The 24676-nt window shown below is 65.1% G+C and carries 23 protein-coding genes; 6 read left to right on the top strand and 17 right to left on the bottom strand.

The window, feature by feature from the left end; genetic code table 11:
* Nucleotides 1-86: 86 nt before the first annotated feature.
* From DWG20_RS07275 to DWG20_RS07265, 3 genes are all read right to left on the bottom strand, one after another.
* A complete protein-coding gene (locus DWG20_RS07275) occupies nucleotides 87-560 on the bottom strand; it encodes an Hsp20/alpha crystallin family protein (RefSeq protein WP_115433180.1) in 474 nt (157 codons plus the stop codon).
* A gap of 60 nt (nucleotides 561-620) precedes the next feature.
* Nucleotides 621-935: a dodecin family protein gene (locus tag DWG20_RS16250; RefSeq protein ID WP_220272029.1), complete on the bottom strand. Its 315-nt coding sequence runs from the start codon at nucleotides 933-935 to the stop codon at nucleotides 621-623.
* A 391-nt stretch (nucleotides 936-1326) separates the two neighbouring features.
* Nucleotides 1327-1800, bottom strand: coding sequence for a YbhB/YbcL family Raf kinase inhibitor-like protein (locus tag DWG20_RS07265; protein ID WP_115433179.1), 474 nt, complete (start codon nucleotides 1798-1800; stop codon nucleotides 1327-1329).
* A 361-nt stretch (nucleotides 1801-2161) separates the two neighbouring features.
* Between DWG20_RS07265 and DWG20_RS07260 the strand changes: the two genes are divergently transcribed.
* A complete protein-coding gene (locus DWG20_RS07260) occupies nucleotides 2162-3541 on the top strand; it encodes an FAD-binding oxidoreductase (RefSeq protein ID WP_115433178.1) in 1380 nt (459 codons plus the stop codon).
* Between the two features lie 107 nt (nucleotides 3542-3648).
* Here the strand turns inward: DWG20_RS07260 and DWG20_RS07255 are convergent, their stop codons facing one another.
* The 11 genes from DWG20_RS07255 to DWG20_RS07205 all read right to left on the bottom strand — a co-directional run bounded on the left by DWG20_RS07255 (nucleotide 3649) and on the right by DWG20_RS07205 (nucleotide 15868).
* Nucleotides 3649-5103 (bottom strand): NAD-dependent succinate-semialdehyde dehydrogenase, encoded by a 1455-nt coding sequence (locus DWG20_RS07255; RefSeq protein WP_115433177.1) that lies wholly within the window; start codon nucleotides 5101-5103, stop codon nucleotides 3649-3651.
* A 44-nt stretch (nucleotides 5104-5147) separates the two neighbouring features.
* Nucleotides 5148-6410 (bottom strand): 4-aminobutyrate--2-oxoglutarate transaminase, encoded by a 1263-nt coding sequence (gene gabT, locus DWG20_RS07250; RefSeq protein WP_115433176.1) that lies wholly within the window; start codon nucleotides 6408-6410, stop codon nucleotides 5148-5150.
* Nucleotides 6411-6487: 77 nt separating this feature from the next.
* Nucleotides 6488-7786 carry an NAD(P)/FAD-dependent oxidoreductase gene (locus DWG20_RS07245; protein ID WP_115433175.1) on the bottom strand — a complete coding sequence of 433 codons (1299 nt, stop codon included), beginning with the start codon at nucleotides 7784-7786 and terminating at the stop codon, nucleotides 6488-6490.
* Between the two features lie 77 nt (nucleotides 7787-7863).
* Nucleotides 7864-8694 (bottom strand): ABC transporter permease subunit, encoded by an 831-nt coding sequence (locus tag DWG20_RS07240; protein ID WP_115433174.1) that lies wholly within the window; start codon nucleotides 8692-8694, stop codon nucleotides 7864-7866.
* Between the two features lie 10 nt (nucleotides 8695-8704).
* Nucleotides 8705-9592, bottom strand: coding sequence for an ABC transporter permease subunit (locus tag DWG20_RS07235; protein WP_220272028.1), 888 nt, complete (start codon nucleotides 9590-9592; stop codon nucleotides 8705-8707).
* A gap of 80 nt (nucleotides 9593-9672) precedes the next feature.
* Nucleotides 9673-10803: an ABC transporter ATP-binding protein gene (locus DWG20_RS07230; RefSeq protein ID WP_115433172.1), complete on the bottom strand. Its 1131-nt coding sequence runs from the start codon at nucleotides 10801-10803 to the stop codon at nucleotides 9673-9675.
* A 60-nt stretch (nucleotides 10804-10863) separates the two neighbouring features.
* Nucleotides 10864-11964: a polyamine ABC transporter substrate-binding protein gene (locus DWG20_RS07225; RefSeq protein WP_115433171.1), complete on the bottom strand. Its 1101-nt coding sequence runs from the start codon at nucleotides 11962-11964 to the stop codon at nucleotides 10864-10866.
* Between the two features lie 89 nt (nucleotides 11965-12053).
* On the bottom strand, nucleotides 12054-13472 hold the full coding sequence (locus tag DWG20_RS07220; RefSeq protein ID WP_115433170.1) for an aspartate aminotransferase family protein: 1419 nt from the start codon (nucleotides 13470-13472) through the stop codon (nucleotides 12054-12056).
* 21 nt (nucleotides 13473-13493) lie between these two features.
* Nucleotides 13494-14822, bottom strand: coding sequence for a glutamine synthetase family protein (locus DWG20_RS07215; RefSeq protein WP_115433169.1), 1329 nt, complete (start codon nucleotides 14820-14822; stop codon nucleotides 13494-13496).
* A 22-nt stretch (nucleotides 14823-14844) separates the two neighbouring features.
* The gene (locus DWG20_RS07210) at nucleotides 14845-15606 is read right to left on the bottom strand and encodes a gamma-glutamyl-gamma-aminobutyrate hydrolase family protein (protein WP_115434758.1); all 762 of its coding nucleotides are present in this window, start codon (nucleotides 15604-15606) and stop codon (nucleotides 14845-14847) included.
* Between the two features lie 19 nt (nucleotides 15607-15625).
* Nucleotides 15626-15868 carry a hypothetical protein gene (locus tag DWG20_RS07205; RefSeq protein WP_115433168.1) on the bottom strand — a complete coding sequence of 81 codons (243 nt, stop codon included), beginning with the start codon at nucleotides 15866-15868 and terminating at the stop codon, nucleotides 15626-15628.
* Between the two features lie 283 nt (nucleotides 15869-16151).
* Here DWG20_RS07205 and DWG20_RS07200 point away from each other — a divergent pair, with 283 nt between their 5' ends.
* Together DWG20_RS07200 and DWG20_RS07195 are read left to right on the top strand one after the other, a co-directional pair.
* Nucleotides 16152-16700 (top strand): cupin domain-containing protein, encoded by a 549-nt coding sequence (locus tag DWG20_RS07200; protein WP_115433167.1) that lies wholly within the window; start codon nucleotides 16152-16154, stop codon nucleotides 16698-16700.
* A gap of 38 nt (nucleotides 16701-16738) precedes the next feature.
* Complete coding sequence (locus tag DWG20_RS07195; RefSeq protein ID WP_115433166.1) at nucleotides 16739-18229, top strand: aldehyde dehydrogenase; 1491 nt, start codon at nucleotides 16739-16741, stop codon at nucleotides 18227-18229.
* A gap of 165 nt (nucleotides 18230-18394) precedes the next feature.
* Here the strand turns inward: DWG20_RS07195 and DWG20_RS07190 are convergent, their stop codons facing one another.
* Nucleotides 18395-19171 (bottom strand): ferredoxin--NADP reductase, encoded by a 777-nt coding sequence (locus DWG20_RS07190; protein WP_115433165.1) that lies wholly within the window; start codon nucleotides 19169-19171, stop codon nucleotides 18395-18397.
* Between the two features lie 133 nt (nucleotides 19172-19304).
* Nucleotides 19305-20096 carry an AraC family transcriptional regulator gene (locus tag DWG20_RS07185; protein WP_115433164.1) on the bottom strand — a complete coding sequence of 264 codons (792 nt, stop codon included), beginning with the start codon at nucleotides 20094-20096 and terminating at the stop codon, nucleotides 19305-19307.
* A 101-nt stretch (nucleotides 20097-20197) separates the two neighbouring features.
* On the opposite strand from DWG20_RS07185, the gene DWG20_RS07180 reads away from it, so the two are divergent.
* Nucleotides 20198-21115: a DMT family transporter gene (locus DWG20_RS07180; RefSeq protein WP_115433163.1), complete on the top strand. Its 918-nt coding sequence runs from the start codon at nucleotides 20198-20200 to the stop codon at nucleotides 21113-21115.
* A 134-nt stretch (nucleotides 21116-21249) separates the two neighbouring features.
* Here the strand turns inward: DWG20_RS07180 and DWG20_RS07175 are convergent, their stop codons facing one another.
* Nucleotides 21250-22257, bottom strand: a complete 1008-nt coding sequence (locus DWG20_RS07175; protein ID WP_115433162.1) for a nucleoid-associated protein — start codon at nucleotides 22255-22257, stop codon at nucleotides 21250-21252.
* A 234-nt stretch (nucleotides 22258-22491) separates the two neighbouring features.
* On the opposite strand from DWG20_RS07175, the gene DWG20_RS07170 reads away from it, so the two are divergent.
* The gene (locus DWG20_RS07170) at nucleotides 22492-23745 is read left to right on the top strand and encodes an Hsp70 family protein (protein WP_115433161.1); all 1254 of its coding nucleotides are present in this window, start codon (nucleotides 22492-22494) and stop codon (nucleotides 23743-23745) included.
* A gap of 560 nt (nucleotides 23746-24305) precedes the next feature.
* Entirely contained in the window at nucleotides 24306-24644 is a 339-nt protein-coding gene (locus DWG20_RS07165) for a hypothetical protein (RefSeq protein ID WP_115433160.1), read from the top strand.
* Nucleotides 24645-24676 lie beyond the last annotated feature (32 nt).

The following is a 24676-nucleotide window of genomic DNA, read 5'->3' as shown; positions in this document are numbered from 1 at the left end:
CCGATTGCGCCGTACTGAGGTGGACAGGTGAGCGGTTGAATCGGAGACCCGTATTCGACTCACCAAAACCGGTCTCCGCACCTGAATTAATGAATAGAGATTTGTTTGCCTTGCCCACCGTTTTTCTTCGGGATAGTCAACTCCAGCACGCCATCGGTATATTTGGCGGCCACCTTGTCATCGTCGACATTTTTATCGAGAATGAAACTGCGGAAGAAACTGCCATAGTGGCGTTCGCTTTGAATGATGGCGTCTCCTTTTCTTTCCTCTTTCCCACTTTTCGTTTCGGCGCTGATGGTGATACGATTGCCGGCAATCTCGACTGTAATATCCTCCTTCTTCACACCGGGAATGTCGGCCAGAACGGTATAAGATTCATCGTTCTCCGCAATATCGATCGTCATTCCCTGCTGGGCTATGTTTGTCATCCAGCGAACCGGCGACATCCAATTCTCTTGCAAAAAGAAACCTCCGAACAGCTTTCGCATGTTTTCGGCGACATTGAACGGGTCATAGTTGGCAAGAGCACGACCGGGATCAAACTGGGGTTGATTCGCCATAATGCGCATTCCTTATCGAAGAGTGACACTCAAAAAAAAACCTTCCGGATTCGATTTTTCCTAATCGATCAAGAAGGTAATCTTTGCGTTGATCCTGTAACTGGAAATCTTGCCGTTCTCCACCTTGGCCTCAAAATCCTTGATATAAATGGATTTAATGCCATGAATGGTTTCTTCTGCCTTGGCAACGGCGGTGGCTGCCGCGTCTTCCCAGCTAGTCTTCGACTCGGCGAGCACTTCCACCACTTTGAGTATGTCTGACATGACCATTGCCTTCTTTTTGCATAAGTTATTAAAAGCTTGCATGGTTTTGGCGTAAAACGCACCGACGATAGAACCGTGCAAGGCACGGCGTAGCGGACTTGCAGCTTTCAAGCAATATCACTTCGTCTTTAGCCCTCTTGCTAAGGGGGCTAGCCCATCGACGACCGTATCCGTGCTTCGGGGGACATGCTGTACAGCAGGCATGGCCGCTTCCCGCGCCTTTCGGGGAGGAGAGGCGGCGGCCACGCGTCTCTGTATAGACCAGAACCCGGCACGGTTCACTAGCAATTCACCCATCGTGTCGGCGGCCCGCCGACCGGCCGGACGCTTTGTCATTCACCGAATCGGCCCGGTTTTTCCGGACCGACCGCCCGTAAAAAAAGCTTGGCCAACCTTGAAGGTTGGCCAAGCTTTTTAAACACCCTATTAAATTGCTGCCGGCGTTACGGTAGCGTCTCACCCGCCCGGCCGCCTTCCGCTGCCGGCCTCGTCGACGAATGCCTCAGCCCGCCTTGCGGTAGGTGCCGATCAGCTCGGTCTGGGCGAGCACATGCCCGTGCATCGCGATCATCAGTTCGGACTTGGTGGGGCGGTTGATATGATCGGGCAGCACGGTGTCGAGCGCGTACAGCTTGTGAAAGTAGCGGTGGGTGCCAATAGGCGGGCAGGGTCCGCCGTAGCCGGTCTTCTGCCAGTCGTTGAGCCCCTCGCGCGTGCCGGGCGGCAGCGCGCGCACGTCCTCGGGCAGTCCGGTCGTGGTCGCGGGCAGGTTGTAGAGCACCCAGTGGACCCAGGTCATCCTGGGGGCGGCGGGGTCCGGCGCGTCCGGGTCGTCGACGATCAGCACGAAGCTTTGCGTGCCCTCCGGCGCGCCGCTCCAGGCCAGCGGCGGCGAGACGTCCCGGCCTTCGCAGGTGAGGTGCGCCGGGATGGTGCCGTTCGCGGCGAATGCGGCCGAGGTGAGCGTGAGTGACATGGTCGGTCTCCTTCCTCATGGGGTGGCCCCCTAGCCGCACTATAGCCACGCCGTGTCGGCGGGCAAGACCGCCTTCCCCGCCCGTCATCTGGTCCCTGAAAAGCTCGGCCAACCTCCCACGTTGGCCGAGCTTTTTGCCGCCTGGCGGCCTTATCGTGGCAAAGGGGGGCGCCGTCTCCCAAGCGGGAATGGGAAGCCGGCCTTCCACGCACTATTGTTCAAATGCAACTTTCGGGTCGGCTCCAGCGATCGTCTCGCTATTTATTTCGAGTATCTCGGCACAAGAAACGCCCTCCCCGGTGCGCGATCGGCCACTCTGGGTCTAGCGACTCGACGAGCAGGATTAGACGGGTAAACGGCAATGAAAAACGTCAACAAGACCGGTCCTGCGGCCAATCCGCAGCAGGGCGATGTCCGGGAGGTTCAGCCTTTCAGCGGCCTACTCGAGAATGAAGGCCATGTTTACCGCAATTGGGGGCTGAGCCGCTCGACGAAGCCGGCCGTCTACGTCGAGCCGCTAAGCTACGCCGACGTTCAGGCGGTGGTGTGCGATACGCAGCGTTTCCCGACCCCGGTACACCCGGTCGGCTCGCGGCTCTCGGTGAGCTCCACCATCGTCAATGACGGCGGGACGATGTTGTGTACGCGCAAGCTCGATGAAATCCTGGGGCTCGAACACGACGAGACGGGGCGGCACGTCGTCCGCGTGCAGGCCGGCTGCCGGTTGAAAAAGCTCAATATGTGGCTCCAGGCGCGCGGCGTCGAGATACCGTTCCAGGCGGAGATCGGCGAGGCGACCGTCGGCTCGGCCGCCGTCGGCGACACGAAGGAGTCCTCGCTGGACGGTCCCGGCTATTTTTCCGCGCACGTCGTCGCGCTGAGCTATGTCGACGAGCGCGGCGAGCTGTGCACGCTGTCCGCCGACAAGGACGGAGCGGCGTTCCACGAGTTCAAGTGCTCGTTCGGCCTTTCCGGCATCGTCGTCGAGTGCCAGCTCGAGGTCCGCACGGCCACGCTGTGCCGTTCCGAGATTTCGCTCGCCGCGTTCGAATCGCCGGAGGAGCTCGCCGCGGGATTGATCCGTATGCGCGAAGAGAGCGACGCGCTACTCGCGATCGTGTTTTTGCACCAGCTGGCCGCCTTTTTCGATCAGCGTTACAAGGCCGGTCCCGGCTCGACCACTCCGGCGTCGTCGCAGCCCGCCTGCGACCGGTTCCGCGCCGCCAAACGGCTGGCCATCCAGCACGGCTTCGACGGGGTCGAGGTGCCGCAGCCGAAGGGGCTCGTCTACTCGCGCGCCGACTTCGTCAACGAATACTGGCGTCCGGCGGCCGACGAGCGCCGTCTCGACTTCCAGTACTACGAACACGACATCGCCCGGCTCACCCGTGTGATCGTCGAATCGTTCGAGTTCACCAAGGCCTTCGAACAGAGGACCGGCTTCGCGCCCAAAGGGTGGGCGGCCTATTTCGTGCAACGCCCGGAGAAGGACAAGAAACCCTTCGGCCTCTATTCGGGCGGCCCCGGCGTCTCCTTTTCGTTCGACCCGTTCTCTTCGAACCCGACCGACCCGCTATGGCAAGCGTTCGCGCAGCAGTACAACCGGCTGGCCATTCATACGCTTGGCGGAAATGCTTCGCCGATCCAGACGCAGTGGTTGCAGCCTGGCGACGTGAAGATTCCCAGGAAGCTGGCGCGCCCGCGATTCACGACGAAATACTACGAGCCGTTTCTCTGCTGATGCGCATCGATACACCGACAGCGCGCCGCCCGCTGTTCCTCTTCCAACTGCACACCCGTAAAAAAAGCTCGGCCAACGTTGGCCGAGCTTTTTTTACCCAGTCAGACTCAGCGGTCGAGCCCGGCGAAGCACAGGTACTTGATCTCCAGGTAGTCGTCGAGGCCGTACTTCGAGCCCTCGCGGCCGAGGCCCGACTGCTTGACGCCGCCGAACGGCGCCGCTTCGTTCGAGATCAGCCCGGTGTTGATGCCGACCATGCCGTACTCGAGCGCCTCGGCGACGCGCCAGATGCGGCCGATGTCGCGGCTGTAGAAGTAGCTGGCCAGGCCGAACTCGGTGTCGTTGGCGGCAGCGATCAGCTCTTCCTCGGTGTCGAACTTGAACACCGGCGCCATCGGGCCGAAGGTCTCCTCGCGCGCGACGCGCATCTTGGCGGTCACGCCGGACAGAATGGTCGGCTCGAAGAAGCTGCCGCCGAGTTCATGACGCTTGCCGCCGGCGACGAGCGTCGCACCGTTTTCCAGCGCGTCGGCGATGTGCGCCTCGACCTGGCGCACCGCCTTCTCGTCGATCAGCGGGCCCTGCGTCACGCCTTCCTCGTCACCTCGGCCAACCTTCAGCTTGGCGACCGCTACGGCGAGCTTGGCGACGAAGGCGTCGTAGACGCCGGCCTGCACGTACAGCCGGTTGGCGCACACGCAGGTCTGGCCGGCGTTGCGGTACTTGGACGCGATCGCGCCTTCTACCGCGGCGTCGAGGTCGGCATCGTCGAACACGACGAACGGCGCGTTGCCGCCCAGCTCCAGCGACAGCTTCTTGATCGTGCCGGCGCACTGCGCCATCAACAGCCGGCCGACCCCGGTAGAGCCGGTGAACGACAGCTTGGCGACATCCGGATTGGACGTCAGCTCGCCGCCGATCTCGGCAGAGCCGCCGGTCAGCACGCTGAACAGCCCGGCCGGGATGCCGGCCTCCTCGGCCAGCACCGCGAGCGCCAGCGCCGACAGCGGCGTCTGCGACGCGGGGCGCAGCACCATCGCGCAGCCGGCGGCGAAGGCCGGCGCGGCCTTGCGCGTGATCATCGCGTTCGGGAAGTTCCACGGCGTGATCGCGGCGGCGACGCCGATCGGCTGCTTGATCACCACCAGGCGCCGGTCCGCCTGCGGCGCCGGGATGGTGTCGCCGTACACGCGCTTGGCCTCCTCGGCGAACCATTCGATGTACGACGCGCCGTAGGCGATCTCGCCGCGCGACTCGGACAGCGGCTTGCCCTGCTCGGCGGTAAGGATCTGCGCCAAATCTTCTTGATTCGCCATCAACAGTTCGTACCAGCGGCGCAGCACCGCGGCGCGCGCCTTGGCCGGGCGGGTCTTCCATTCCTTCATCGCGGCCTTCGCGGCGGCGACCGCCTCGCGCGTCTCGGCCGCGCCGAGCTTCGGCACCTCGGCCAAAGTCTCGCCGGTGGCCGGGTTGGTGACGGCGATGGTTTCGGCGGCGCTGACCCAGCGGCCGGCGACGAAGGCCTGGTTACGCAGCAGGTCGGGGCGTTTCAGTTGCAGCATGGTGTCTCCTTGCCGGCCGGGGTCGCCGGCCGATTTCGTTCGTTTCAGCCGCGCAGCGCGGTGTTCAGGATCGCGAGCGCCTCGTCGAGCACGTCGTCTTCTATCGTCAGCGGGCACAGGAAGCGGATCACGTTGCCGTAGCTGCCGCAGGTCAAGAGGATCAGGCCGGCGTCGAGCGCGCGCGCCTTGACCGCGTTGGCGATCTCGGCCGACGGCTGGCCGTTGTCGAAGAACTCTGCCGCGACCATCGCGCCCAGGCCGCGCACCTCGGCGATGGACGGCACGTCCTTCCTGACGGACTCTACCGTCGCGCGGATCTTCGCGCCGATGGCGTCGGCGCGCTCGCACAGCTTCTCTTCGTCGATCACGTCGAGTACGGCCAGCGCGGCGGCGATGCCGATCGGGCTACCGCCGTAGGTGCCGCCGAGGCCGCCGGGGGCGGCCGCGTCCATCACCTCGGCGCGGCCGACCACGCCGGCGAGCGGGAAGCCGCCGGCCAGCGACTTGGCCATCGTGATCAGGTCGGGCTCTGCGTCGTAGTGCTCCATCGCGAACAGCTTGCCGGTGCGCGCGAAGCCGGTCTGGATCTCGTCGGCGATCAACAAAATCCCGTAGGTATCGGCCAGCACGCGCAGCCGCTGCATGAACTCGGGCGGGCAGACGGTGAAGCCGCCCTCGCCCTGCACCGGTTCGAGGATGATCGCGGCGACGCGCAGCGGGTCGACGTCGGACTTGAACAGGTGCTCGATGCCGGCGATCGCGTCGTCGACGCTGACGCCGTACAGCGCGTTAGGGTAAGGCGCGTGGAATATTTCGCCCGGGAACGGGCCGAAGCCCGCCTTGTACGGCTTGACCTTGCCGGTCAGCGCCATGCCCATCATCGTGCGGCCGTGGAAGCCGCCGGCGAACGCGATCACCGCGGAACGGTCGGTCGCGGCGCGCGCGATCTTCACCGCGTTCTCTACCGCCTCGGCGCCGGTGGTGACGAACATCGTCTTCTTCACGCCCGAGATCGGTGCGCGTGCGTTGAGCTTTTCGGCCAGCTCGACGTAGCCGGTGTACGGCATCACCTGGTAGCAGGTGTGCGAGAACGCGTTCAGCTGCTCGGCGACCGCCGCCTTCACCTTAGGGTGCAGGTGGCCGGTGTTCAGCACGGCGATGCCGGCGGCGAAGTCGATGTAGCGGCGCCCGTCGAGGTCCCACACCTCGGCGTTCTGGGCGCGCGCGGCGAAGATCTGCGTCGTGAGGCCGACGCCGCGCGGCGTGGCGAGGTGGCGGCGCTCGTTCCATTGCTCTTGCGTGGTCATGCTGCTCTCCTTGCGGCCGGGCCGGTGGGCACGGCGCGGAACGATGAGGGAGGCTCGGCTGCCGAGCCCCGGGCCATTTAAAGGTAGTCGCGCAGCCGGTAATAGCTGGTCGCCATCAGCAGCGCCGGGGTGCGCAACAGCGAACCGCCCGGAAAACTGTGGTGCGACAGGCGCGCGAACAGGTCGAAGCGCTCGGCTTCGCCGTTGATCGCCTCGGCCATCAGCCTTCCGGCCAGCCCGGTCAGCGCGACGCCGTGGCCCGAAAACCCTTGCGCGAAGAAGACGTTGGGCTTCACGCGGCCGAAGTGCGGCGCGCGGCTCATCGTGATGTCGACGAAGCCGCCCCAGTCGTACTCGATCTTCACGTTCTCGAGGCTCGGGAAGACCTTCAGCATGCTGCGGCGCATCGTTTCCCTCAAACCGACCGGCGTCATGCCGGTATAGCTGACGCGGCCGCCGAACAGCATCCGCGTGTCGCGCGTGAAGCGGAAGTAGTCGAGCACGAAGTTGGCGTCGCACACCGCGAGGTTCTTCGGGATCAGCGAGCGCGCGCGGCCCTCGCCCAGCGGTTCGGTCGCGATGATGTAGGTGCCGACCGGCATGATCTTCTTGTCGAGCTCGGGCACCAGCTTGCCCAGGTAGGTGTTGCCGGCGAGCACGACCGACTCGGCGCGCACCTCGAGCTGGCCGACCTTCACGCGCACCGTCGCGCCCGGCACGATCTCGGTGACCGCGCTGTTCTCGAAGATGCGCACGCCGGCCGCCTCGGCGGCGCGCGCCAATCCCAACGCGTACTTCAGCGGGTGGATGTGGCCCGCGTCGGGCTCGTACAGGCCGCCGACGTAGCGCTCGGAGTTGACCATCTCGGGCAGGCGATTCTTGCCGATCAGCTCGAAGCGGTCGTAGCCGTAGTGGCGCGCCGCGTCTTCCTGCCACGCCGCCTGCTCGCGCAGCTGGCGGTCCTTCAGCGCGGCGTGGAAATAGCCCCACACCAGTTCGGCGTCGATCTTGTGCTTCGCGCAACGTTGGCCGACGAGGTCGACTGCCTCGCGCGTCATGTTCCATACCTCGCGCGCGGCTTCCTGGCCGAGTTCGTCGCGCACCAGGTCCATGCCGCACGCGAGGTCGGACAAGACCTGTCCGCCGTTGCGGCCCGACGCGCCCCAGCCGACGCGCGCGCCTTCGAGCACCACCACGCGGTAGCCGCGCTCGGCCAGCTCCAGCGCCGCCGACAGCCCGGTGTAGCCGGCGCCGACGACACAGACGTCGGCGGCCAGCGATTCGGTCAAGCTCGCGCGCTCCTTGAACGGGCCGGCGCTGGCGGCGTACCAAGAATCGACGTGTTCCTGACCGGCAAACTGCAAAGACCCGAACATAAATCCTCCTTAGAAGGGCGGTAAGAAACTGCCCGCGGTGGTGCCGGCACCGCGCGCGGGCAGGTCGGTCGCAGCGATCAGCCGGCGGCGGCGAGGCGCGCGCGGCGTTGTTCCGCTTTGACCATCACGCGGTTGGCGACGATGACCAGCGTCGCGACGGCCAGCACGGTGATGGTCGCCAGCGCGTTGATCTCCGGGTTCAGCCCGAGGCGCACGCGCGAGAAGATCAGCTGCGGCAAGGTGGTCGAGCCCGGGCCGGACAGGAAGGCGGTGATCACCAGGTCGTCGAGCGACAGCGTGAACGCCAACAGGAAACCCGACGCGATCGCCGGCGCGATGATGGGCAGCGTGATCAGGAAGAAGATCTTCAGCGGACGCGCGCCGAGGTCCATCGCCGCCTCTTCGACCGAGCGGTCCATCTCTACCAGCCGCGAACGGATCACGACGGTGACGTAGGCCATGCACAGCGTCACGTGGCCGATCCAGATTGTCAGCACGCCGCGCTCGGCCGGGAAGCCGAGCCACTGCTGCATCTGCACGAACAAGAGCAGCATCGACAGGCCGACGATCACCTCGGGCATCACCATCGGCGCGGTGATCATGCCGGCGAACAGGCTCTTGCCCTTGAACGGGCCGAAGCGCGCGAGCACCAGGCCGGCGATGGTGCCGAGCACCACGCTCATCGCGCTCGAGAACAGCGCGATCTTCAGGCTCAGGCCGAACGACGAGATCACCGCGTCGTCGCGGAACAGCTCGCCGTACCAGTGCAGCGAGAAGCCCGCCCACACCGACACCAGCTTGGACGCGTTGAACGAGTAGATGATGAGGATCAGGATGGGCGCGTAGAGGAAGGTGAAGCCCAGGCCCAGCGACAGCTTGCCGAACCCGCTGATGTTGTTACCGTTCATGGTTGCTCTCCTAGCGCTGCGCCGCGCGGGCCAGCGCTTTTTCTTCGCGCTTGTGCAGGTAAATGATCGGCAGGATCAACAGCGCGAGCATCACGATCGTCACCGACGCCGCCATCGGCCAGTTGTTGTTGTCGAAGAATTCCATCCACAGCACCTTGCCTATCATCAGCGACTCGGGCGTGCCGACCAGTTCCGGGATCACGAACTCGCCGACCGCCGGGATGAACACCAGCATCGAGCCGGCGATCACGCCGTTCTTCGACAAGGGCAGCGTCACCTTCAGGAAGGTCTTCCACGGCTTGCAGCCGAGGTCGGCCGCCGCTTCCAAGAGGCGCCCGTCGAGTTTCACCAGGTTGGAGAACAAGGGCAGGATCATGAACGGCAGATACGCGTACACCATCACGATCTGCACCGATAGCTGCGTGTGCATCAGCTGCAGCGGCGCGTCGATCAGGCCGAGCGCCATCAGCGCCTTGTTCAAGAGGCCCTCGTTGTCGAGGATGCCCATCCACGCGTACACCCGCACCAGGAACGAGGTCCAGAATGGCAGCATCACCAGCATCAGCAAGGTGTTGCGCTTGGCTTCCGGCGCGCGCGCGATGGTGTAGGCGATCGGGTAGCCGACCACGAGGCAGGTCAGCGTCGTCACCAGCGCCATGTACAGCGAGTTCAGGTAGGCGTCGAAGTACAGCGGGTCGCTGAAGATGTAGCTGTAGTTGCCGATGTTCAGCGCGATGTTCAGCACGTCCTCGGTGCGCTCGATGAGCGCCCGGTACGGCGGGCTGGCGATCTCGACCTCGGAGAAGCTGATCTGCAGCACGAACAGGAAGGGCACGAGGAAGAACAGCAGCAGCCAGCCGTAAGGGATCGCCGTCACCAGCGACCGTCCACGCGGCATCAGCCGTTGCCACCAGGCGGGCCGTCGCGCACCGCGCGCGGCCGCTTCGCGGGAAGCCCGCAGCGAAAGGAGTCGGCTCATCATTGCGTCAGCACCACTGCGTCGTTGTCAGCCCAGCTGACGAACACCGGCTCGTCCCAGGTCGGAGCCGACTCTTCGCGCCAGCGCGTCGCCGGCACGCTGGCCTTGACCACCTTGCCGGTGTCGAGGCGCACGTGGAAGATCGAGAAACCGCCCAGATACGCGATATCGTGCACCGTGCCGTTGGCCCAGTTGCCGTTGCCTGCCGGCTGCTGGCGCGACACGCCGACGCGCTCGGGGCGCACCGACAGCCACACCGGCATGCCGAGCGTGCCGGTGATGCCGTGGCCGATGTGCACCGGGCGCGGCAGCTCGCTCGACTGGACCCTGACGTAGTCGGGCTCGTCCTCGACGACGTGGCCGCCGAACAGGTTGGTCTCGCCGATGAATTCGGCGGTGAAGCGGCAGTTCGGGCGCTCGTAGATCTCGCCCGGCGACGCGACCTGCAGCAGCTGGCCTTCGGACATGATGCCGATGCGGCACGCCATGGTCATCGCCTCTTCCTGGTCGTGCGTCACCATGATGCAGGTCACGCCGACCTGTTCGATCAGGTTCACCAGTTCCAGCTGCGTCTGCTGGCGCAGCTTCTTGTCGAGCGCGCCGAGCGGCTCGTCGAGCAAGAGCAGCTTCGGGCGCTTGGCGAGGCTCCTGGCGAGCGCGACGCGCTGCTGCTGGCCGCCCGACAGCTGGAACGGCTTGCGGTTGGCGTACTTCTTCATCTGCACCAGATCGAGCATGCGCTCGACGCGCTCGGCGATCTCGGCGCGCGGCAGGCCGTCCTGCTTCAGGCCGAACGCGATGTTCTGCGCGACGCTCATGTGCGGGAACAGCGCGTAGCTCTGGAACATCATGTTGATCGGGCGCTCGTACGGCGCGAGGTGCGTGATGTCCTCGCCGTCGAGGATGATCTTGCCCGAGGTCGGCGTTTCCATGCCGGCGAGCATGCGCAGCAGCGTCGACTTGCCGCAGCCGGAGCTGCCGAGCAAGGCGAAGATGTCGTTCTTCGCGATCGACAGGTTGATGTGGTCGACGACGGTGTTGTCGCCGAATTTCTTCACGACGTCGACGATTTGCAGGTAGGGCTTGCTGGCGGCCGTCTTCGCGGCCTGGTTCACGGACGATTCAACCATGTTCACGATTCTTCCCCTCCGACGCGGCAGCCCGGGCCCCGGGCGGCCGCCTCAGTTTGATCACTTACGGGTTTTCACTTCGGTCCACAGACGGGTCTGCAGGCGCTGGATCTTCGCGTCGACCGGCAGCTGCATGAAGCTCTTCTGCTGGATTTCCGGCGTCGGGTAGATCGACGGGTCGTTCAGAGACTTCGCGTCGATCAAGCTCTTCGCGGCCTTGTTCGGCGTCGCGTAGCTGACCGCCTTCGCGTTGGCGGCGGCCACTTCCGGACGCATCACGTAGTTGATGAAGGCGTGCGCGTTGTCGACGTTCGCGGCGTCCTTCGGGATCGCCATGCTGTCCATCCACAATTCGATGCCGGCCTTGGGCGCGAGCACCTTCAGCTGCTGCTTGTTCTTCGCCTCCTCGGCACGGCGCTTGGCGATGTTCAGGTCGCCGCCATAGCCGAGCACCAGGCACAGCGAACCGTTGGCGAATTCGTTGATGTAGCCGGATGAAGAGAAGCGGGTGATATAGGGGCGGACCTTCTTGAACAGGTCGGCCGACGCGCGCCAGTCGGCGTCTGCGCTGCCGTTAGGATTCTTGCCGAGGTAGTGCGCGGCGATCGGCAGCGTCTCGGCCGGGCTGTCGAGCACCGACACGCCGCAGGACTTCAGCTTCGACGCGTATTCGGGCTTGAACAAGAGGTCCCATTCATTGGCCGGCATCGGCATGCTGCCGAGCGCCGCCTTGACCTTGCCGACGTTGATCGCCAGCGTGTTCATGCCGTAGAAGTACGGCACCGCGTAGGTGTTGCCCGGGTCGAACTTGGCCGCCTGCGCCATCACCACCGGGTCGAGGTTCTTGTAGTTGGACAGCTTGGCCTTGTTGATCGGCAGGTAGACGCCGGCCTTGATCTGCTTGGCGAGGAAGGCGCTGGTCGGCACGACGATGTCGTAGCCCGAACGGCCGGTCAGGATCTTCGCCTGCAGCACCTCGTTCGAGTCGTAGACGTCGTAACGGACCTTGATGCCGGTTTCCTTCTCGAAGTTCTTCACGGTGTCGGGCGCGATATAGTCCGACCAGTTGTAGATGTTGAGTACCTTGCCGGCGGCTGACGCCGGTACGGCTGCCGAAACCAGGACGCCGGCCGCGATGACTTTGAACATGCGATGTCGCATGGTTTTCTCCTCTGTAGATTCGGTTTGGCTAGCGAATCGAAGCGACGGGGCCGTCTTGTTCTGAATGCGGTCGGCGGCCCCGCCGGGGTTTACAGGCGTCCCAGTTCGCGCGCGAGCTGGTCGACGCACGCCTTGGCCTTGGCGACGAATTCCTCGGCCTCGGCGCGCGTCATCGTCAGAGGCGGCGCCGAGATCATGCTGTCGCCGGTCGCGCGCATCACCAGGTTGTTGGCGAAGCAGATGTCGCGGCAGCGCAGCGCGAGTTCGCCGCCGTTGGCGTAGCGTTTGCGGCTCGCCTTGTCCTCGACCAGCGTCACGGCGAAGAAGAAGCCCAGCGTGCGCACGTCGTCGACCAGCGGGTGGTTGTCGAACGCGTCGTGCCACAGCTTGTGCGCGTACGGCATCACGTCTTCGCGCATCTTCTCGATGATGCGTTCGCGCTTGAGGATGCGGATGTTCTCGGCGGCGACCGCCGCGGCGACCGGGTGGCCCGAGTAGGTGAAGCCGTGGTTGAAGTCGCCCGACTCGGCCAGCACCTTGGCGACCTGGTCGTGCACCAGCACGCCGCCGATCGGCTGGTAGCCGGACGACAGGCCCTTGGCGATCGTCATCAGGTGCGGGCGGATGCCGAAGTACTGGCTGCCGAACCAGTGGCCGGTGCGGCCGAAGCCGCAGATCACCTCATCGGCGACCAGCAAGATGCCGTACTGGTCGCAGATGCGCTGGATTTCCGGCCAGTAGGTACTCGGCGGGATGATGATGCCGCCGGCGCCCTGCACCGGCTCGCCGATGAAGGCGGCGACGTTCTCGACGCCGAGCTCGAGGATCTTCTTCTCGAGTTCGCGCGCGGCTTTCAGGCCGTATTCTTCCGGCGTCAGGTCCCCGCCGTTGGCGTACCAGTACGGCTGCTCGATGTGGACGATGCCCGGGATCGGCAGGTCGCCCTGCTCGTGCATATAGCTCATGCCGCCGAGGCTGGCGCCGCCTATGGTCGAGCCGTGGTAGCCGTTGATCCGCGAGATGATGGTCTTCTTCTGCGGTTGGCCGAGGCTCGCCCAGTAGTGGCGCACCATGCGGATCACCGTGTCGTTCCCCTCGGAGCCCGAGTTGGTATAGAAGACATGGTTGAAGCCTTCGGGCGCGACCTCGGCCAACAGCGCCGACAGCTCGACCACCGGCGGGTGCGTGGTCTTGAAGAAGGTGTTGTAGAACGGCAGCTCCTGCATCTGCTGGTACGCGACCTCGGCCAACTCCTTGCGGCCGTAGCCGATGTTCACGCACCACAGGCCGGACATCGCGTCGAAGATCTTGTTGCCTTCGGAATCCCACAGGTAGACGCCGTCGGCGTGCGTGATCACGCGGCAGCCCTGCGCGTTCAGCGACGCGGCGTCGGAGAACGGGTGGAGGTGGTGGGCAGCGTCGAGTTGCTGCCATTCGCGGGTGCTGCGTTTGCCGGCCTTGCGCTCTTCGACTTGGCGCACTTCGGCGACGTTAGGGGTCAGGTTCATGATCAGGTCCTCCTCAACAACTTAGACGTGCAGCAGCAGGAACTTGCGCTCCCACGGGCTGATCACGCGGGCGTACTCGACGTACTCGGCTTCCTTGACGGCGCAGAAGGCCTTCACGAAGTTCTCGCCGAGCACTTCGGCGATCGGCTTGCAGTTCTGCAGCTGGATGATCGCCTCGTCGAGGCCGCGCGGGAAGGCGAACGGCAGGCCGTAGGCGTCGTCGGCCAGCGGTTCGGTCGGATCGATCTTCTCGACGATGCCCTGATAAGCGCAGGCGAGCGTCGCGGCGAGCGCGATGTACGGGTTGCAGTCGACACCCGGCAGGCGGTTCTCGATGCGGCGCGCCGACGGGCCCGAGTGCGGCACGCGGATGCCGCAGGTGCGGTTATCGTAGCCCCACTGCACGTTGATCGGCGCGGCGGTGTGGCGCACCAGGCGGCGGTAGCTGTTCACGAACGGCGCGAACAGCGCGATCACCTGCGGGAAGTACTTCTGCATGCCGCCGATCGAGTGCAGGAAGGTCTCGCTGACGCTGCCGTCGGCGTTCGAGAACACGTTCTTGCCGGTCGCCTTGTCGATCACGCTCATATGAATGTGCATCGCCGAACCCGGCTCGTTCTCCATCGGCTTGGCCATGAAGGTCGCGTACATGTTGTGGCGGATCGCCGCCTCGCGGACGGTGCGCTTGAACAGGAACACCTGGTCGGCAAGGTCGAGCGGGTTGCCGTGCAGGAAGTTGATCTCCATCTGGCACGCGCCGACTTCGTGGATCAGCGTGTCGATCGCCAGGTTCTGCGCGTCGCAGAAGTCGTAGATCTCTTCGAACAGGTCGTCGTATTCGTTGACCGCGTCGATCGAGTACGCCTTGCGGCCGGTCTCCGGGCGGCCGGTGCGGCCGATCGGCGGCTGCAGCGGCAGGTCGGGGTCGCGGTTCACGTCGACGATGTAGAACTCCATCTCGGGCGCGACGACCGGCTCCCAGCCGCGGTCTTCGTACAGCTTCAGCACGCGGCGCAGGATGTGGCGCGGCGACTGTTCGACCGGCGAGCCGTCGAAGTGGTAGCAGTCGTGGATCACCTGTGCGACCGGGTCCTTGGCCCACGGTACGAGGCGGATGCTGTTCGGATCGGGCACCAGCACCATGTCCGGGTCGGTGGCGGCCGAGATGCCTTCGGCGTACTCGCCGGTCACGGTCTGCACCAGCACCACTTCCGGCAGGCGCATGCCCTCCTCTTCGCTGAATTTCTCGCGCGGGACGATCTTGCCGCGCGCAATGCCGGTGAAATCGGGAATCACGCATTCAACTTCGGTAATCCGGTGTTCTCGCAGCCATTCGCTCAAGACGCTCATGGTTGCCTCCTTATCGACAGTTTCAGTTGCTGGGGTGGGTGTGGCGCGCCGCCTTGCGGGCGGAGCAAGCCTCACCGAACGCTTCAAGAATGGCCAGCGACAACGGGTTGTCCTGGTACTGCCATTCCGGGTGCCACTGCACGGCGAGCGCGAAGGCGCGCGCCTCTTTCACGCTGAACGCCTCGACGAGGCCGTCCGGCGCGTACGCCTCGGCCTGCAAGGCCAGCGCGAGCGTCGCGACGCCCTGGCCGTGCAGCGAATTGACCTGGGCTTCCAACTGGCCGGCCAGCCTGTGCAGCACGCCGCCTTCTGCGAAGCTTACCGGATGCGCCAGCGCGTACATTTCTTCGAGCGTGCCGCCCGGGTCGCGGTGGTCGTTCATGCCCGGCACCTCGTGCACTTTCGCGTGCAGGCTGCCGCCGAGCGCGACGTTGATTTCCTGGAAGCCGCGGCAGATGCCGAGCACCGGGATGCCGGCGTCGATCGCCGCGCGGACCAGCGGCAGCGTCGTCGCGTCGCGTTGCGGGTCATTGAAGTCGCCGTCGACGCTGGCCGCGCCGTAGTGGTGCGGCTCGATGTTCGACGGACTGCCGGTGAACAAGAGACCGTCGACCGTATCGAGCAGTTGTTCAATCGGCGTCGATTCGCCGAGCGCCGGCAAGAGCAGCGGCAGGCCGCCGGCGCCTTCGGCGGCGCGGATGTACTTCTCGCCGACCAGGTGGAAGAACTGGGACTCCTTGAGCCACCAGCGACAGCAGGGAATTCCGATGACAGGACGTTTCATCGTGATCGCACGCACACCGTCAGCAGACGGCGGCGCGCCTCCTTTGCAGCGTTTTCAGGACAAAAAAAACGGCACCCCTCAGGGGTACCGCAGACTGGACACCCGCGAAGGTCGCCGCATCGACGCGGCGAGCCTGCATGAGGTATTCCGACAGATCGCCCGGCAGGGTCACCGCATGAACCGGCCTGCAAAGACGGCGCACGCCGGCCGAAACCGCGAGGGCGGTATTCGGTGCGGTGCGGGCGGTCTGGCTTGCGGTCATGATCGGGTATCCTTGCGTTTGTTCCGCTGACTGGAACGTTGTTTCGAGCTTGAATCCAGTCTAAGCTTGTTAAAAATATTTGACAAGCACCGTCAAAAAAATTTTTACTAGGCCCCATCAGAGCGAGTCGTGACGCCCCATTTTTGTGCTGCGATGCATCAAAATTGTGCACTACAACAAGCACGTGGCGGCTTTCCATACAATGTCTTACCTCTTTGACGGGCCTAGCCTGTTACGGATTATTTAACACGGGCCGTCAATTATTATGAACATCGAAGGCACTATGGACATCGGACCACGACTCAAGTTGGTGCGCGAAAGCTACAAGCTGTCGCAGCGGGAGCTGGCCAAACGTGCCGGCGTGACCAACGCCACCATTTCGCTGATCGAACAGAACCGGGTCAGCCCGTCGGTCAGCTCGCTGAAGAAGCTGCTCGAAGGCATCCCAATGTCGCTGGCGGACTTCTTCACCTTCGACGAGCCGCCGCGCGAGAACGGCTACGTGTTCAGGCCGGGCGAGCAGCCCGACCTGGGACAGCAAGGCCTGCGCCTGTTGCTGATCGGCGCGACGGTCAAAGACCGGCAGATGCGCATGCTGCGCGAGCTTTACGCGCCGGGCGCCGGCACCGGCGACGAGCCGATCACGCACCCGGAAGGCGAGGAATGCGGGCTGGTCGTGCGCGGCACGATCGAATTGACGATAGACGGCAAGATCAACGTGCTGCACGCCGGCGACGGTTACTACTTCCCGAGCACGCTGCCGCACCGCTTCAAGAACATCGGCCAGGACGAAGCCGAAATCATCAGCGCCAACACGCCGGCCAACTTCTGATCCGCCCCGGCGGTCGGCGCGCTACTTAGGAGAATGTGATGTCCCGTCTCACCCACGCAGAGTGGCAAGCGCTGGCCGCGAGCCAGACCTTCGAAGGCCGCGCCTTCATCGACGGCCAGTACGTCGCCGCCGCGAGCGGCCGCAGCTTTGCCACCGTCAACCCGGCCAATAAAGAAACGTTGGCCGAGGTCGCCGAGTGCGGCGAAGCCGAAGTGAACCGCGCGGTGAAAGCCGCGCGCGCCGCGTTCGAAGACGGCCGCTGGGCGAACCTCGCGCCGGTCAAGCGCAAAACGGTGCTGTTGAAGTTCGCCGAGCTGATCCGCGACAACGCTGACGAACTGGCCTTGCTCGAGACGCTGGACACCGGCAAGCCGGTCGGCGACTCGCTCGGCGTCGACGTGGCCGGCGCTGCCTACTGCGTACAGTGGTACGCCGAGGCGATCGACAAGGTCGGCGGCGAAGTCGCCCCGCTCGCCCCCAACCTGCACGGCACCGTCACGCGCGAGCCGATCGGCGTGGTCGCGGCCGTGGTGCCGTGGAACTTCCCATTGTTGATGGCGAGCTGGAAGTTCGCGCCGGCGCTGGCGGCGGGCAACTCGCTGATCCTGAAACCGTCGGAAAAATCGCCGCTGACCGCGATCCGCGTCGCCGCGCTGGCAAAACAGGCCGGCATCCCCGACGGCGTGTTCAACGTCGTGCCGGGCGCCGGCGAGACCGGCAGGCTATTGGCGCTGCACATGGACGTCGACTGCCTCGCCTTCACCGGCTCGACCGCGGTCGGCAAGCGCATCATGGCGTGCGCGGCCGAATCGAACCTGAAGCGCGTGTGGCTGGAACTGGGCGGCAAGTCGCCGAACATCGTGCTCGACGACTGCCCGGACATCGCGCAGGCGGCGCGCACCGCCGCCGGCGGCATCTTCTTCAACCAGGGCGAGATGTGCTCGGCCGGCTCGCGCGTGCTCGTGCACCGGAGCATCTACCCGACCTTCATGGCCGAACTGAAAAAGGCCGCCGAAGGCTACCGCCCGGGCGACCCGCTGAACCCTTCGACCGGCATGGGTGCGATCGTCGACGAGCTGCAGTACCGCCGCGTGCTCGACTACATCGCCATCGGCAAGGCCGAATCGACGCTCGCCTTCGGCGGCGACGCGGTCCACACCGACACCGGTTACTACATCGCGCCGACCGCGTTCGAGACCACGCCCGACTCGCGCATCGCGCGCGAGGAAATCTTCGGCCCGGTGTGCGCGGTCATCCCCTTCGACACCGAGGACGAGGCGGTCGCGATCGCCAACGACAGCGAATACGGCCTCGCCGCCGGCCTGTGGACGCGCGACGTCAGCCGCGCGCACCGGCTGGCGCGCCGCCTGCGCGCCGGCACGGTGTGGATCAACTGCTACGACGAGGGCGGCGACCAGAACCTGCCGTTCGGCGGCTACAAACAGTCGGGCAACGGCCGCGACAAGTCGCTGCACGCGCTGGAGAAGTACACCGAGCTGAAGTCGACGCTGCTGAAGCTGTATCCCTGAGTTTTTTGTTTGAGTCTGGTAATGAGCGCGTGCGTTTCGGGCCACCTGGCGGTGGCCCGTTTTTTTTTTGCCTGCGCGGCGGGGAAAAGGTTGGCCGAGCTCGGCCAACAAAAAAGCCCGCCGAATGGCGGGCTTTTCCTAGGGTCGCTTCGCGACGCGGGAGGCTTACTTCTCGACGAAGGCGCGCTCGATCACGTAGTCGCCCGGCTCGCCGATGCGGCCGGAGACCTTGAAGCCGAGCTCGTCGAGGATCTTGCAGGTGTCGTCGAGCATCGCCGGGCTGCCGCACAGCATCGCGCGGTCGGTTTCCGGGTTCATCTGCGGCAGGCCGATGTCGGCGGCGAGCTTGCCGTTGACGATCAGGTCGGTCAGACGGCCCTGGTTGCGGAACGCTTCGCGCGTCACGGTCGGGTAGTAGATCAGCTTCTCGCGCACCGCCTCGCCGAAGAATTCGTTGTTCGCCAGCTCGTTGGTAATGAAGTCGGAGTAGGCCAGTTCGCTGGTCCAGCGCACGCCATGGATCAGCACGACTTTTTCGAAGCGCTCGTAGGTTTCCGGGTCCTGGATCACGCTCATGAACGGCGCGAGACCGGTGCCGGTCGACAACAGGTACAGGTTCTTGCCCGGGTTCAGGTCGTGCAGCACCAGCGTGCCGGTCGGCTTGCGGCTGACCATGATCGGGTCGCCGGCCTTCAGGTGTTGCAGGCGCGACGTCAGCGGGCCGTTCTGCACCTTGATGCTGAAGAACTCGAGGTGTTCTTCGTAGTTCGGGCTGGCGACGCTGTACGCGCGCATCAGCGGCTTGCCGTTCACTTCCAGACCGATCATCACGAACTGGCCGTTCTCGAAACGCAGGCCGTCGTTGCGGGTGGTTTTGAAGCTGAACAGCGTGTCGTTCCAGTGGTGGACGCTGAGGACTTGTTCGGTCGAAAGATTGGACATGACGTTGAATCGCTCGCAAGGTTTACCAATTGCTCGTGATTGTACGCGAGCGATAACTCATTTGCGAAACAGATTGTTTCGATATTGCTTATCGTAAATATAGATAAAACCAACGGGAATAAGCCGGGCCGGATCACGCCAGCGCGGCCGGATTCGCCTTGCGGAACTCGTCGGGCGACGTGCCGGTCTGGCGGCGGAACATCGCGATGAAGGCCGACGCGCTGCTGTAGCCGAGTTCGAAAGCGATGCTCTCGACCTTGCCGCCGGCCGCGAGCAGCGTCAGCGCGCGCACCACGCGCAGCCGCTGCCGCCATTCGCCAAAGCCCATCCCCAGGTCGCGCCGGCAGCGCCTCTCCAGCGTGCGCTCGGTGCTGTGCACCGCCTCGGCCCAAGCCGACAGCGACCGCTTGTCGCCGGGGTTGCGCAACAATTCGCCGAGTACCCTGGCCAGCGCCGGATCGTTCGAGGTCGGCAGGTAGGAACCGTGGCGCGGCGCGCGAACGAGCGCGTCGACGAGCACGCGTACCAGCCGCCGCTCTTCGTCGTCCTGCGGCGCAGCGATGCGGCGCGCGCGCAATTCGTCGATCACGCCGGCGATCAGCGGGCTCACCGTCAACGCGCACGCGGTCTCGGGCAGGCCGGCGCACCAGGCTCTCGACAGATACAGCGACGAGAAGCTCGCCGCATCGCGGTTCTGGCTCAGGTGTTCGACGCCGGGCGGCAGCCAGATGCCGAACTGCGGCGTTGCGATCAGCTGGCCGGACTCGATCCCGACCTCTATCACGCCGCAGTGCGAATGGACGAACTGGCCGACGCTGTGGCGGTGTGTCGGGTAGACGCTGCCCGCGTCGAGGTCGGCGCTCTTGAAGTAGACCGGGCCGGGCGGCGGCTCGGCAAGCGGCATCAGCTTGGAAAAGACGGCCATGGCATGTTCTCGCTATCGCTTGTCGGCAACACGCTATATCGAGCGATGAAGACGGTCCGATAATCGTCACTCTCCCCGCTCCGTGCAAGAAGGTATTCCCCATGCAAGCCCCCCGACTCTCGATCGACGGTCTCGCCGCCGGACTGATGGCGCTCTTGTGCGCGCTGTGGGGGCTGCAGCAGATCGTGATCAAGCTGGCCGCGCAAGACATCGCGCCGATCATGCAGATCGCGCTGCGCTCGGGCCTTGCCGCGCTCTTGGTCGGCGGCCTGATGCGGTGGCGCGGCCACAAGCGGCTGAAAGGCACCTTCAAACCCGGCGTCGCCGCCGGCCTCTTGTTCGGCGTCGAATTCGTGCTGATCGCGGTCGGCCTCGCGTACACCAGCGCGTCGCATATGGTCGTCTTCCTCTATACCGCGCCGATCTTCACCGCGCTCGGCCTCGCGTGGCGGCTGCCGAGCGAGCGGCTGTCGCCTCGGCAGTGGATCGGCATCGCGCTCGCGTTTTCCGGCCTCGCGTTCGCCTTCCTCGGCGACGCGGGGGGCAACGCCGACACGCGGCTTGGCGACGCGCTCGCGGTGCTGGCCGGCCTCGCGTGGGGCGCGACCACGGTGGTGGTGCGCTGCTCACGACTGGCCGACGCCGAACCGGCCGAGACGCTGCTCTACCAGCTGGTCGCCGGTTGCGTCGTCGCCCTCGCTTACGCGGCGGTCAGCGGCGAGATCGGCCATGTCGCGTTGTCGTGGATTACCGCCGGCACGCTGTTCTTCCAGGGCGTGCTGGTCGCCTGCGCCAGCTACCTCGCGTGGTTCTGGATGCTGCGCCGCTACCAGGCGTCGCAGCTGGTGGTGTTCTCGTTCCTGACGCCGCTGTACGGCGTCGCCTTCGGCGTGCTCTTGTTGGCCGAGCCGCTCGACGCGCATTTTCTCGCCGGCGCCTGCCTGGTGCTCGCCGGTATCTTCGTCGTCAACGGCGGAGTGCTGTTCGGCCGCGCCAAGCTGGCTTTAGCCCGGCGCTGAGCCGTGGACCGGGCTTGGCCCGGCTTTGCTCGACACCGACGGGTTCCCCTCGATCCCCGTCATGAAACTCGGCCAACCTTTAGAAGGTTGGCCGAGCTCTTGGCCAGGAACGACGGCGCCCGGGCGCCGTGCGCTCAGTCGCGCTTCTTCAGTTTCAGCGTCAGCGTCATCTCGCCCTCGCCGTCGTCGAGCGAGCGGAAGGTCTCCAGGCTCAGGTCGGACGGCAGCAGCAGGCTGATGCCGTGACCGACGCCAACCTTGCTCAGCGTCTTCTCCAGCCGCTTGTACATGCCCTGCGCCGGCAGACGCGCGTCGTCGTCGAGCGTGAAGCCGTACGATTCGGCCGCGCTGTCGAAGGCCTGGTTCACCTGTTCGCGCGGGACGAACTTCTCGGCCATCGACGTCAGCTGGCCGGCCGACACGTCGTCCTCGGCGCTGCACAGCGACAGGAATTCGTCCTTGAAGCGCACCTGCTCGACCGGGTCGTCGATCTCGCCCGACAGCTGCTCGACCACCTTCGCCACCATCCGGCTGCTCGAGCCGACGTCGGGCACGCGCATCGCCTTTAAAAAATCGTCGAGCCAGAACTTGGTCTGGTGGCCGAGGCGGTCGACCGCGTAGACGATGGGCCCGTTGTCGAGGATCAGCGCGCCCTTGTCGATCAGCTTGGGGTTGATGCCCGACGCGTGGCGGATGTCGATCACGTCGCCCGAGTCGATCAGCGTCAGGAAATCGTCGCGGATCTCCGACTTGAACACGCCGATCGCGCGCTGCGTCTCGTCGCCGTCCGACAGGCCGGAAAACAGGATCACCAGCACGTCGCCGGAGCTGATGTTCGGGTGCTGGGAATGCGCGTACAGGTGCCGGGCGATGCGGTGCGACACGTCGAGAAAATCGATCTCGCCGCGGAAGAACTGGCGCGAGTAGTGGTAGAGCTCGTTGAGGTTGAGGTCGGACTCGTGGAAGAACTGGTACTTCTTCTTGTCCGAGACGATGCCTTTCAGATACCCGCCCAGCAGCAGCGCCGACACCTCGTCGTCGACCGACGTCGCGCGGTCGGACAACTGCAGGCTCTCGCCGCGCGCCTGGTTGCCGACGCGGTGGACCACCAGCCGCTCGACGCGGGATTCGCCTATCAACATGTTCTGACTCCATCGATGAAAAAGCACCCGGCCGGGCGCTTCGGCTGACTCGAGCGCATCGGGGCGGTCACAGATGTCATATCTGTCCGCCGCGCGGCCCCGCCGTAAAGCGCCGATTCTACTCCCGGACTGCGCCGAAACAACACAATCCCGCCTCCGGGCACGCCGCTGCTACGGGTGTCGGCACTTTCCGCTATACTCGCGCGCCTTCTACTGAACCGGCTTGGACGAACAATGATGACGAATGCTTGCGGCGTGGACTTCGGCACGTCCAACTCGACGGTCGGCTGGCACCGCCCCGGGCAAAGCGCGCTGTTGGCGCTCGAAGACGGCAAGGTCACGCTGCCATCGGTGGTGTTTTTCAACGCCGACGAAGACTCGGTGGCGCTCGGCCGTGCCGCGCTTTCCGAATACCTGGAAGGCTACGAAGGCCGGCTGATGCGCTCGCTCAAGAGCCTGCTCGGCACCTCGCTGATGAACGGCCAGACCGAGGTGCAGGGCCGCGCGGTGCGCTTTCTCGACCTGTTGGCCATGTTCATCGACGGCCTGAAGACGCGCGCCGAACGAGAGGCCGGGCGCGGCTTCAAGCAGGCGGTGTTCGGCCGCCCGGTGTTCTTCGTCGACGACGACGCGAAGGCCGACAAGTTGGCCGAGGACACCCTGGCCGAGATCGCGCGCCGCGCCGGTTTTTCCGACATCGAGTTCCAGTTCGAACCGATCGCGGCGGCCTTCGACTACGAGAGCCGCATCCACAAGGAAGAACTGGTGCTGGTGGTCGACATCGGCGGCGGCACCTCGGACTTCACGCTGATCCGCGTCTCGCCCGAGCGCGCGGGCCGGCTCGACCGCCGCGACGACATCCTCGCCAACTGCGGCGTGCACATCGGCGGCACCGACTTCGACAAGCAGCTGAGCCTCAACGGCGTGATGCCGCTCCTCGGCCTGAAGAGCCGCCTGAAGAGCGGCGCCGAGATGCCGTCCGGCTTCTATTTCAACCTCGCGACCTGGCACACGATCAACTTCGCCTACACGCGCCAGGCGATGTCCGACCTGAAGAGCGTCTACGGCGAGGCCGAAGAACGCGACAAGCTCGACCGGCTGTTCTCGCTCGTCAACAAGCGCGCCGGCCACTGGCTGGCGATCCAGGTCGAGGCGGCGAAGATCGCGCTGTCCGCCGACGAGCGGGTGACGCTGGCCTTGAGCGAGATCGAGGCCGGCCTGCAGCACGACATCACCCGCGCCGCTTTCGACCAGGCGATCGAGCGCCAGATCGACACCATCGAAACCACGGTCGCGCGTCTGTTGCAGGACGCCGGCGTGGCCGCCGGCCAGGTCGATACCGTGTTCTTCACCGGCGGCGCCAGCGGCGTCCCGCTGCTGCGCCAGCGCATCGCCGCCCTGCTGCCGGCGGCGCAGGCGGTCGAGGGCGACCTGTACGGCAGCATCGGCAGCGGGCTGGCGCTGGACGCGGCGCGGCGCTTCGCCTGAGCCACCTCGCTGCACCAAAAAGGCGCCCAGATGGGCGCCTTTTTACTATCCGGCCGGGCTCGGCCAACCTTGCTCGGTTCGTCGCATAATCCTGAGGTAGGTCCGCGTCGCCCGGCGTGTTCTTCACTACGGCCGACGGCGCTGGCGCTGCCTTCGATGCGGTACACCCACCCGTTCGCCGAAAGCCGTGTGGCCAAGTCTCCTGGCGAATTCCATAATGAAAACATCACGCTGCACAGGGTTTTTCACGCGCAGCGCCGGCCGCTCCATGGATGCAGCACGCCGGCGCGCCGCGACAGCGATGGCCATGCGGGTTTAGGCGATGGCCTGCGTTACGCGCCGGTAGACGATGGCCATGCACCCGGGGTAGACGCTCTTGGGGTACAGGCGTGCCCGAGGGCCATTATGAAGCCGGGCGCTTGTTCCTTTGGCTCCCAGTTGGGAGAGTGCAATCTGTAGTGTCTGTTGGCCGGGGGACATGGGGAACCTCCAAAACAACATGCCCGCACAAGGCGGGCCTGTTTAGTCATGCCGTTGGCTTGTGGCAATGGAGGTGCATCATGCGAATCATGCGAATTGGGTTGCTGCTCAACCTCTTTTACAGGCCGGCAGCGCTGGCCGTCCTCGGTTGGCTCGCCCACTCTCAGGGCGAGAAGCTGATGCTCTCGACCGGTGACTGGTCCAAGCCCTTGGGCCTGCTGTTGGCCCAGGCCGCGCCGGTGCTTCTGGGGATTGCCGGCTTGTGGGCGCTGTGGGGATGCTACCGCCTCGCGCGTGCGATGTTTGGCCGCGGCATCGTCTGTTTTTGCTGCGGCGGCCCGATGGATCAACGACGGGGGCGCTGGGGCTCGTATCAGCACTGCCTCAACTGTGGCCGTAACGAGTCGACCCGCTACTAGGCCCAGGCCGGTGGCTGCGGGGCGCCCTCGTC

It is taken from the genome of Crenobacter cavernae, assembly GCF_003355495.1.
GTDB lineage: Bacteria > Pseudomonadota > Gammaproteobacteria > Burkholderiales > Chromobacteriaceae > Crenobacter > Crenobacter cavernae.
The sequence above is the reverse complement of the archived record's forward strand: the minus strand, read 5'-3'. Positions and strand labels throughout refer to the sequence as shown.

What these genes read in the sequence shown, in the direction of transcription:
- DWG20_RS07260 (WP_115433178.1), top strand. Translation starts at nt 2,162, where the DNA reads ATGAAAAACGTCAACAAGACCGGTCCTGCGGCCAATCCGCAGCAGGGC.
- DWG20_RS07180 (WP_115433163.1), top strand. Translation starts at nt 20,198, where the DNA reads ATGCAAGCCCCCCGACTCTCGATCGACGGTCTCGCCGCCGGACTGATG.
- DWG20_RS07175 (WP_115433162.1), bottom strand. Translation starts at nt 22,257, where the DNA reads ATGTTGATAGGCGAATCCCGCGTCGAGCGGCTGGTGGTCCACCGCGTC.
- DWG20_RS07165 (WP_115433160.1), top strand. Translation starts at nt 24,306, where the DNA reads ATGCGAATCATGCGAATTGGGTTGCTGCTCAACCTCTTTTACAGGCCG.
- DWG20_RS07245 (WP_115433175.1), bottom strand. Translation starts at nt 7,786, where the DNA reads ATGTTCGGGTCTTTGCAGTTTGCCGGTCAGGAACACGTCGATTCTTGG.
- DWG20_RS07205 (WP_115433168.1), bottom strand. Translation starts at nt 15,868, where the DNA reads ATGACCGCAAGCCAGACCGCCCGCACCGCACCGAATACCGCCCTCGCG.
- DWG20_RS07275 (WP_115433180.1), bottom strand. Translation starts at nt 560, where the DNA reads ATGGCGAATCAACCCCAGTTTGATCCCGGTCGTGCTCTTGCCAACTAT.
- DWG20_RS07265 (WP_115433179.1), bottom strand. Translation starts at nt 1,800, where the DNA reads ATGTCACTCACGCTCACCTCGGCCGCATTCGCCGCGAACGGCACCATC.
- DWG20_RS07170 (WP_115433161.1), top strand. Translation starts at nt 22,492, where the DNA reads ATGATGACGAATGCTTGCGGCGTGGACTTCGGCACGTCCAACTCGACG.
- gabT (WP_115433176.1), bottom strand. Translation starts at nt 6,410, where the DNA reads ATGACCACGCAAGAGCAATGGAACGAGCGCCGCCACCTCGCCACGCCG.
- DWG20_RS07200 (WP_115433167.1), top strand. Translation starts at nt 16,152, where the DNA reads ATGGACATCGGACCACGACTCAAGTTGGTGCGCGAAAGCTACAAGCTG.
- DWG20_RS07240 (WP_115433174.1), bottom strand. Translation starts at nt 8,694, where the DNA reads ATGAACGGTAACAACATCAGCGGGTTCGGCAAGCTGTCGCTGGGCCTG.
- DWG20_RS07220 (WP_115433170.1), bottom strand. Translation starts at nt 13,472, where the DNA reads ATGAACCTGACCCCTAACGTCGCCGAAGTGCGCCAAGTCGAAGAGCGC.
- DWG20_RS07230 (WP_115433172.1), bottom strand. Translation starts at nt 10,803, where the DNA reads ATGGTTGAATCGTCCGTGAACCAGGCCGCGAAGACGGCCGCCAGCAAG.
- DWG20_RS07185 (WP_115433164.1), bottom strand. Translation starts at nt 20,096, where the DNA reads ATGGCCGTCTTTTCCAAGCTGATGCCGCTTGCCGAGCCGCCGCCCGGC.
- DWG20_RS07210 (WP_115434758.1), bottom strand. Translation starts at nt 15,606, where the DNA reads ATGAAACGTCCTGTCATCGGAATTCCCTGCTGTCGCTGGTGGCTCAAG.
- DWG20_RS07190 (WP_115433165.1), bottom strand. Translation starts at nt 19,171, where the DNA reads ATGTCCAATCTTTCGACCGAACAAGTCCTCAGCGTCCACCACTGGAAC.
- DWG20_RS07225 (WP_115433171.1), bottom strand. Translation starts at nt 11,964, where the DNA reads ATGCGACATCGCATGTTCAAAGTCATCGCGGCCGGCGTCCTGGTTTCG.
- DWG20_RS07195 (WP_115433166.1), top strand. Translation starts at nt 16,739, where the DNA reads ATGTCCCGTCTCACCCACGCAGAGTGGCAAGCGCTGGCCGCGAGCCAG.
- DWG20_RS07215 (WP_115433169.1), bottom strand. Translation starts at nt 14,822, where the DNA reads ATGAGCGTCTTGAGCGAATGGCTGCGAGAACACCGGATTACCGAAGTT.
- DWG20_RS07235 (WP_220272028.1), bottom strand. Translation starts at nt 9,592, where the DNA reads ATGCCGCGTGGACGGTCGCTGGTGACGGCGATCCCTTACGGCTGGCTG.
- DWG20_RS07255 (WP_115433177.1), bottom strand. Translation starts at nt 5,103, where the DNA reads ATGCTGCAACTGAAACGCCCCGACCTGCTGCGTAACCAGGCCTTCGTC.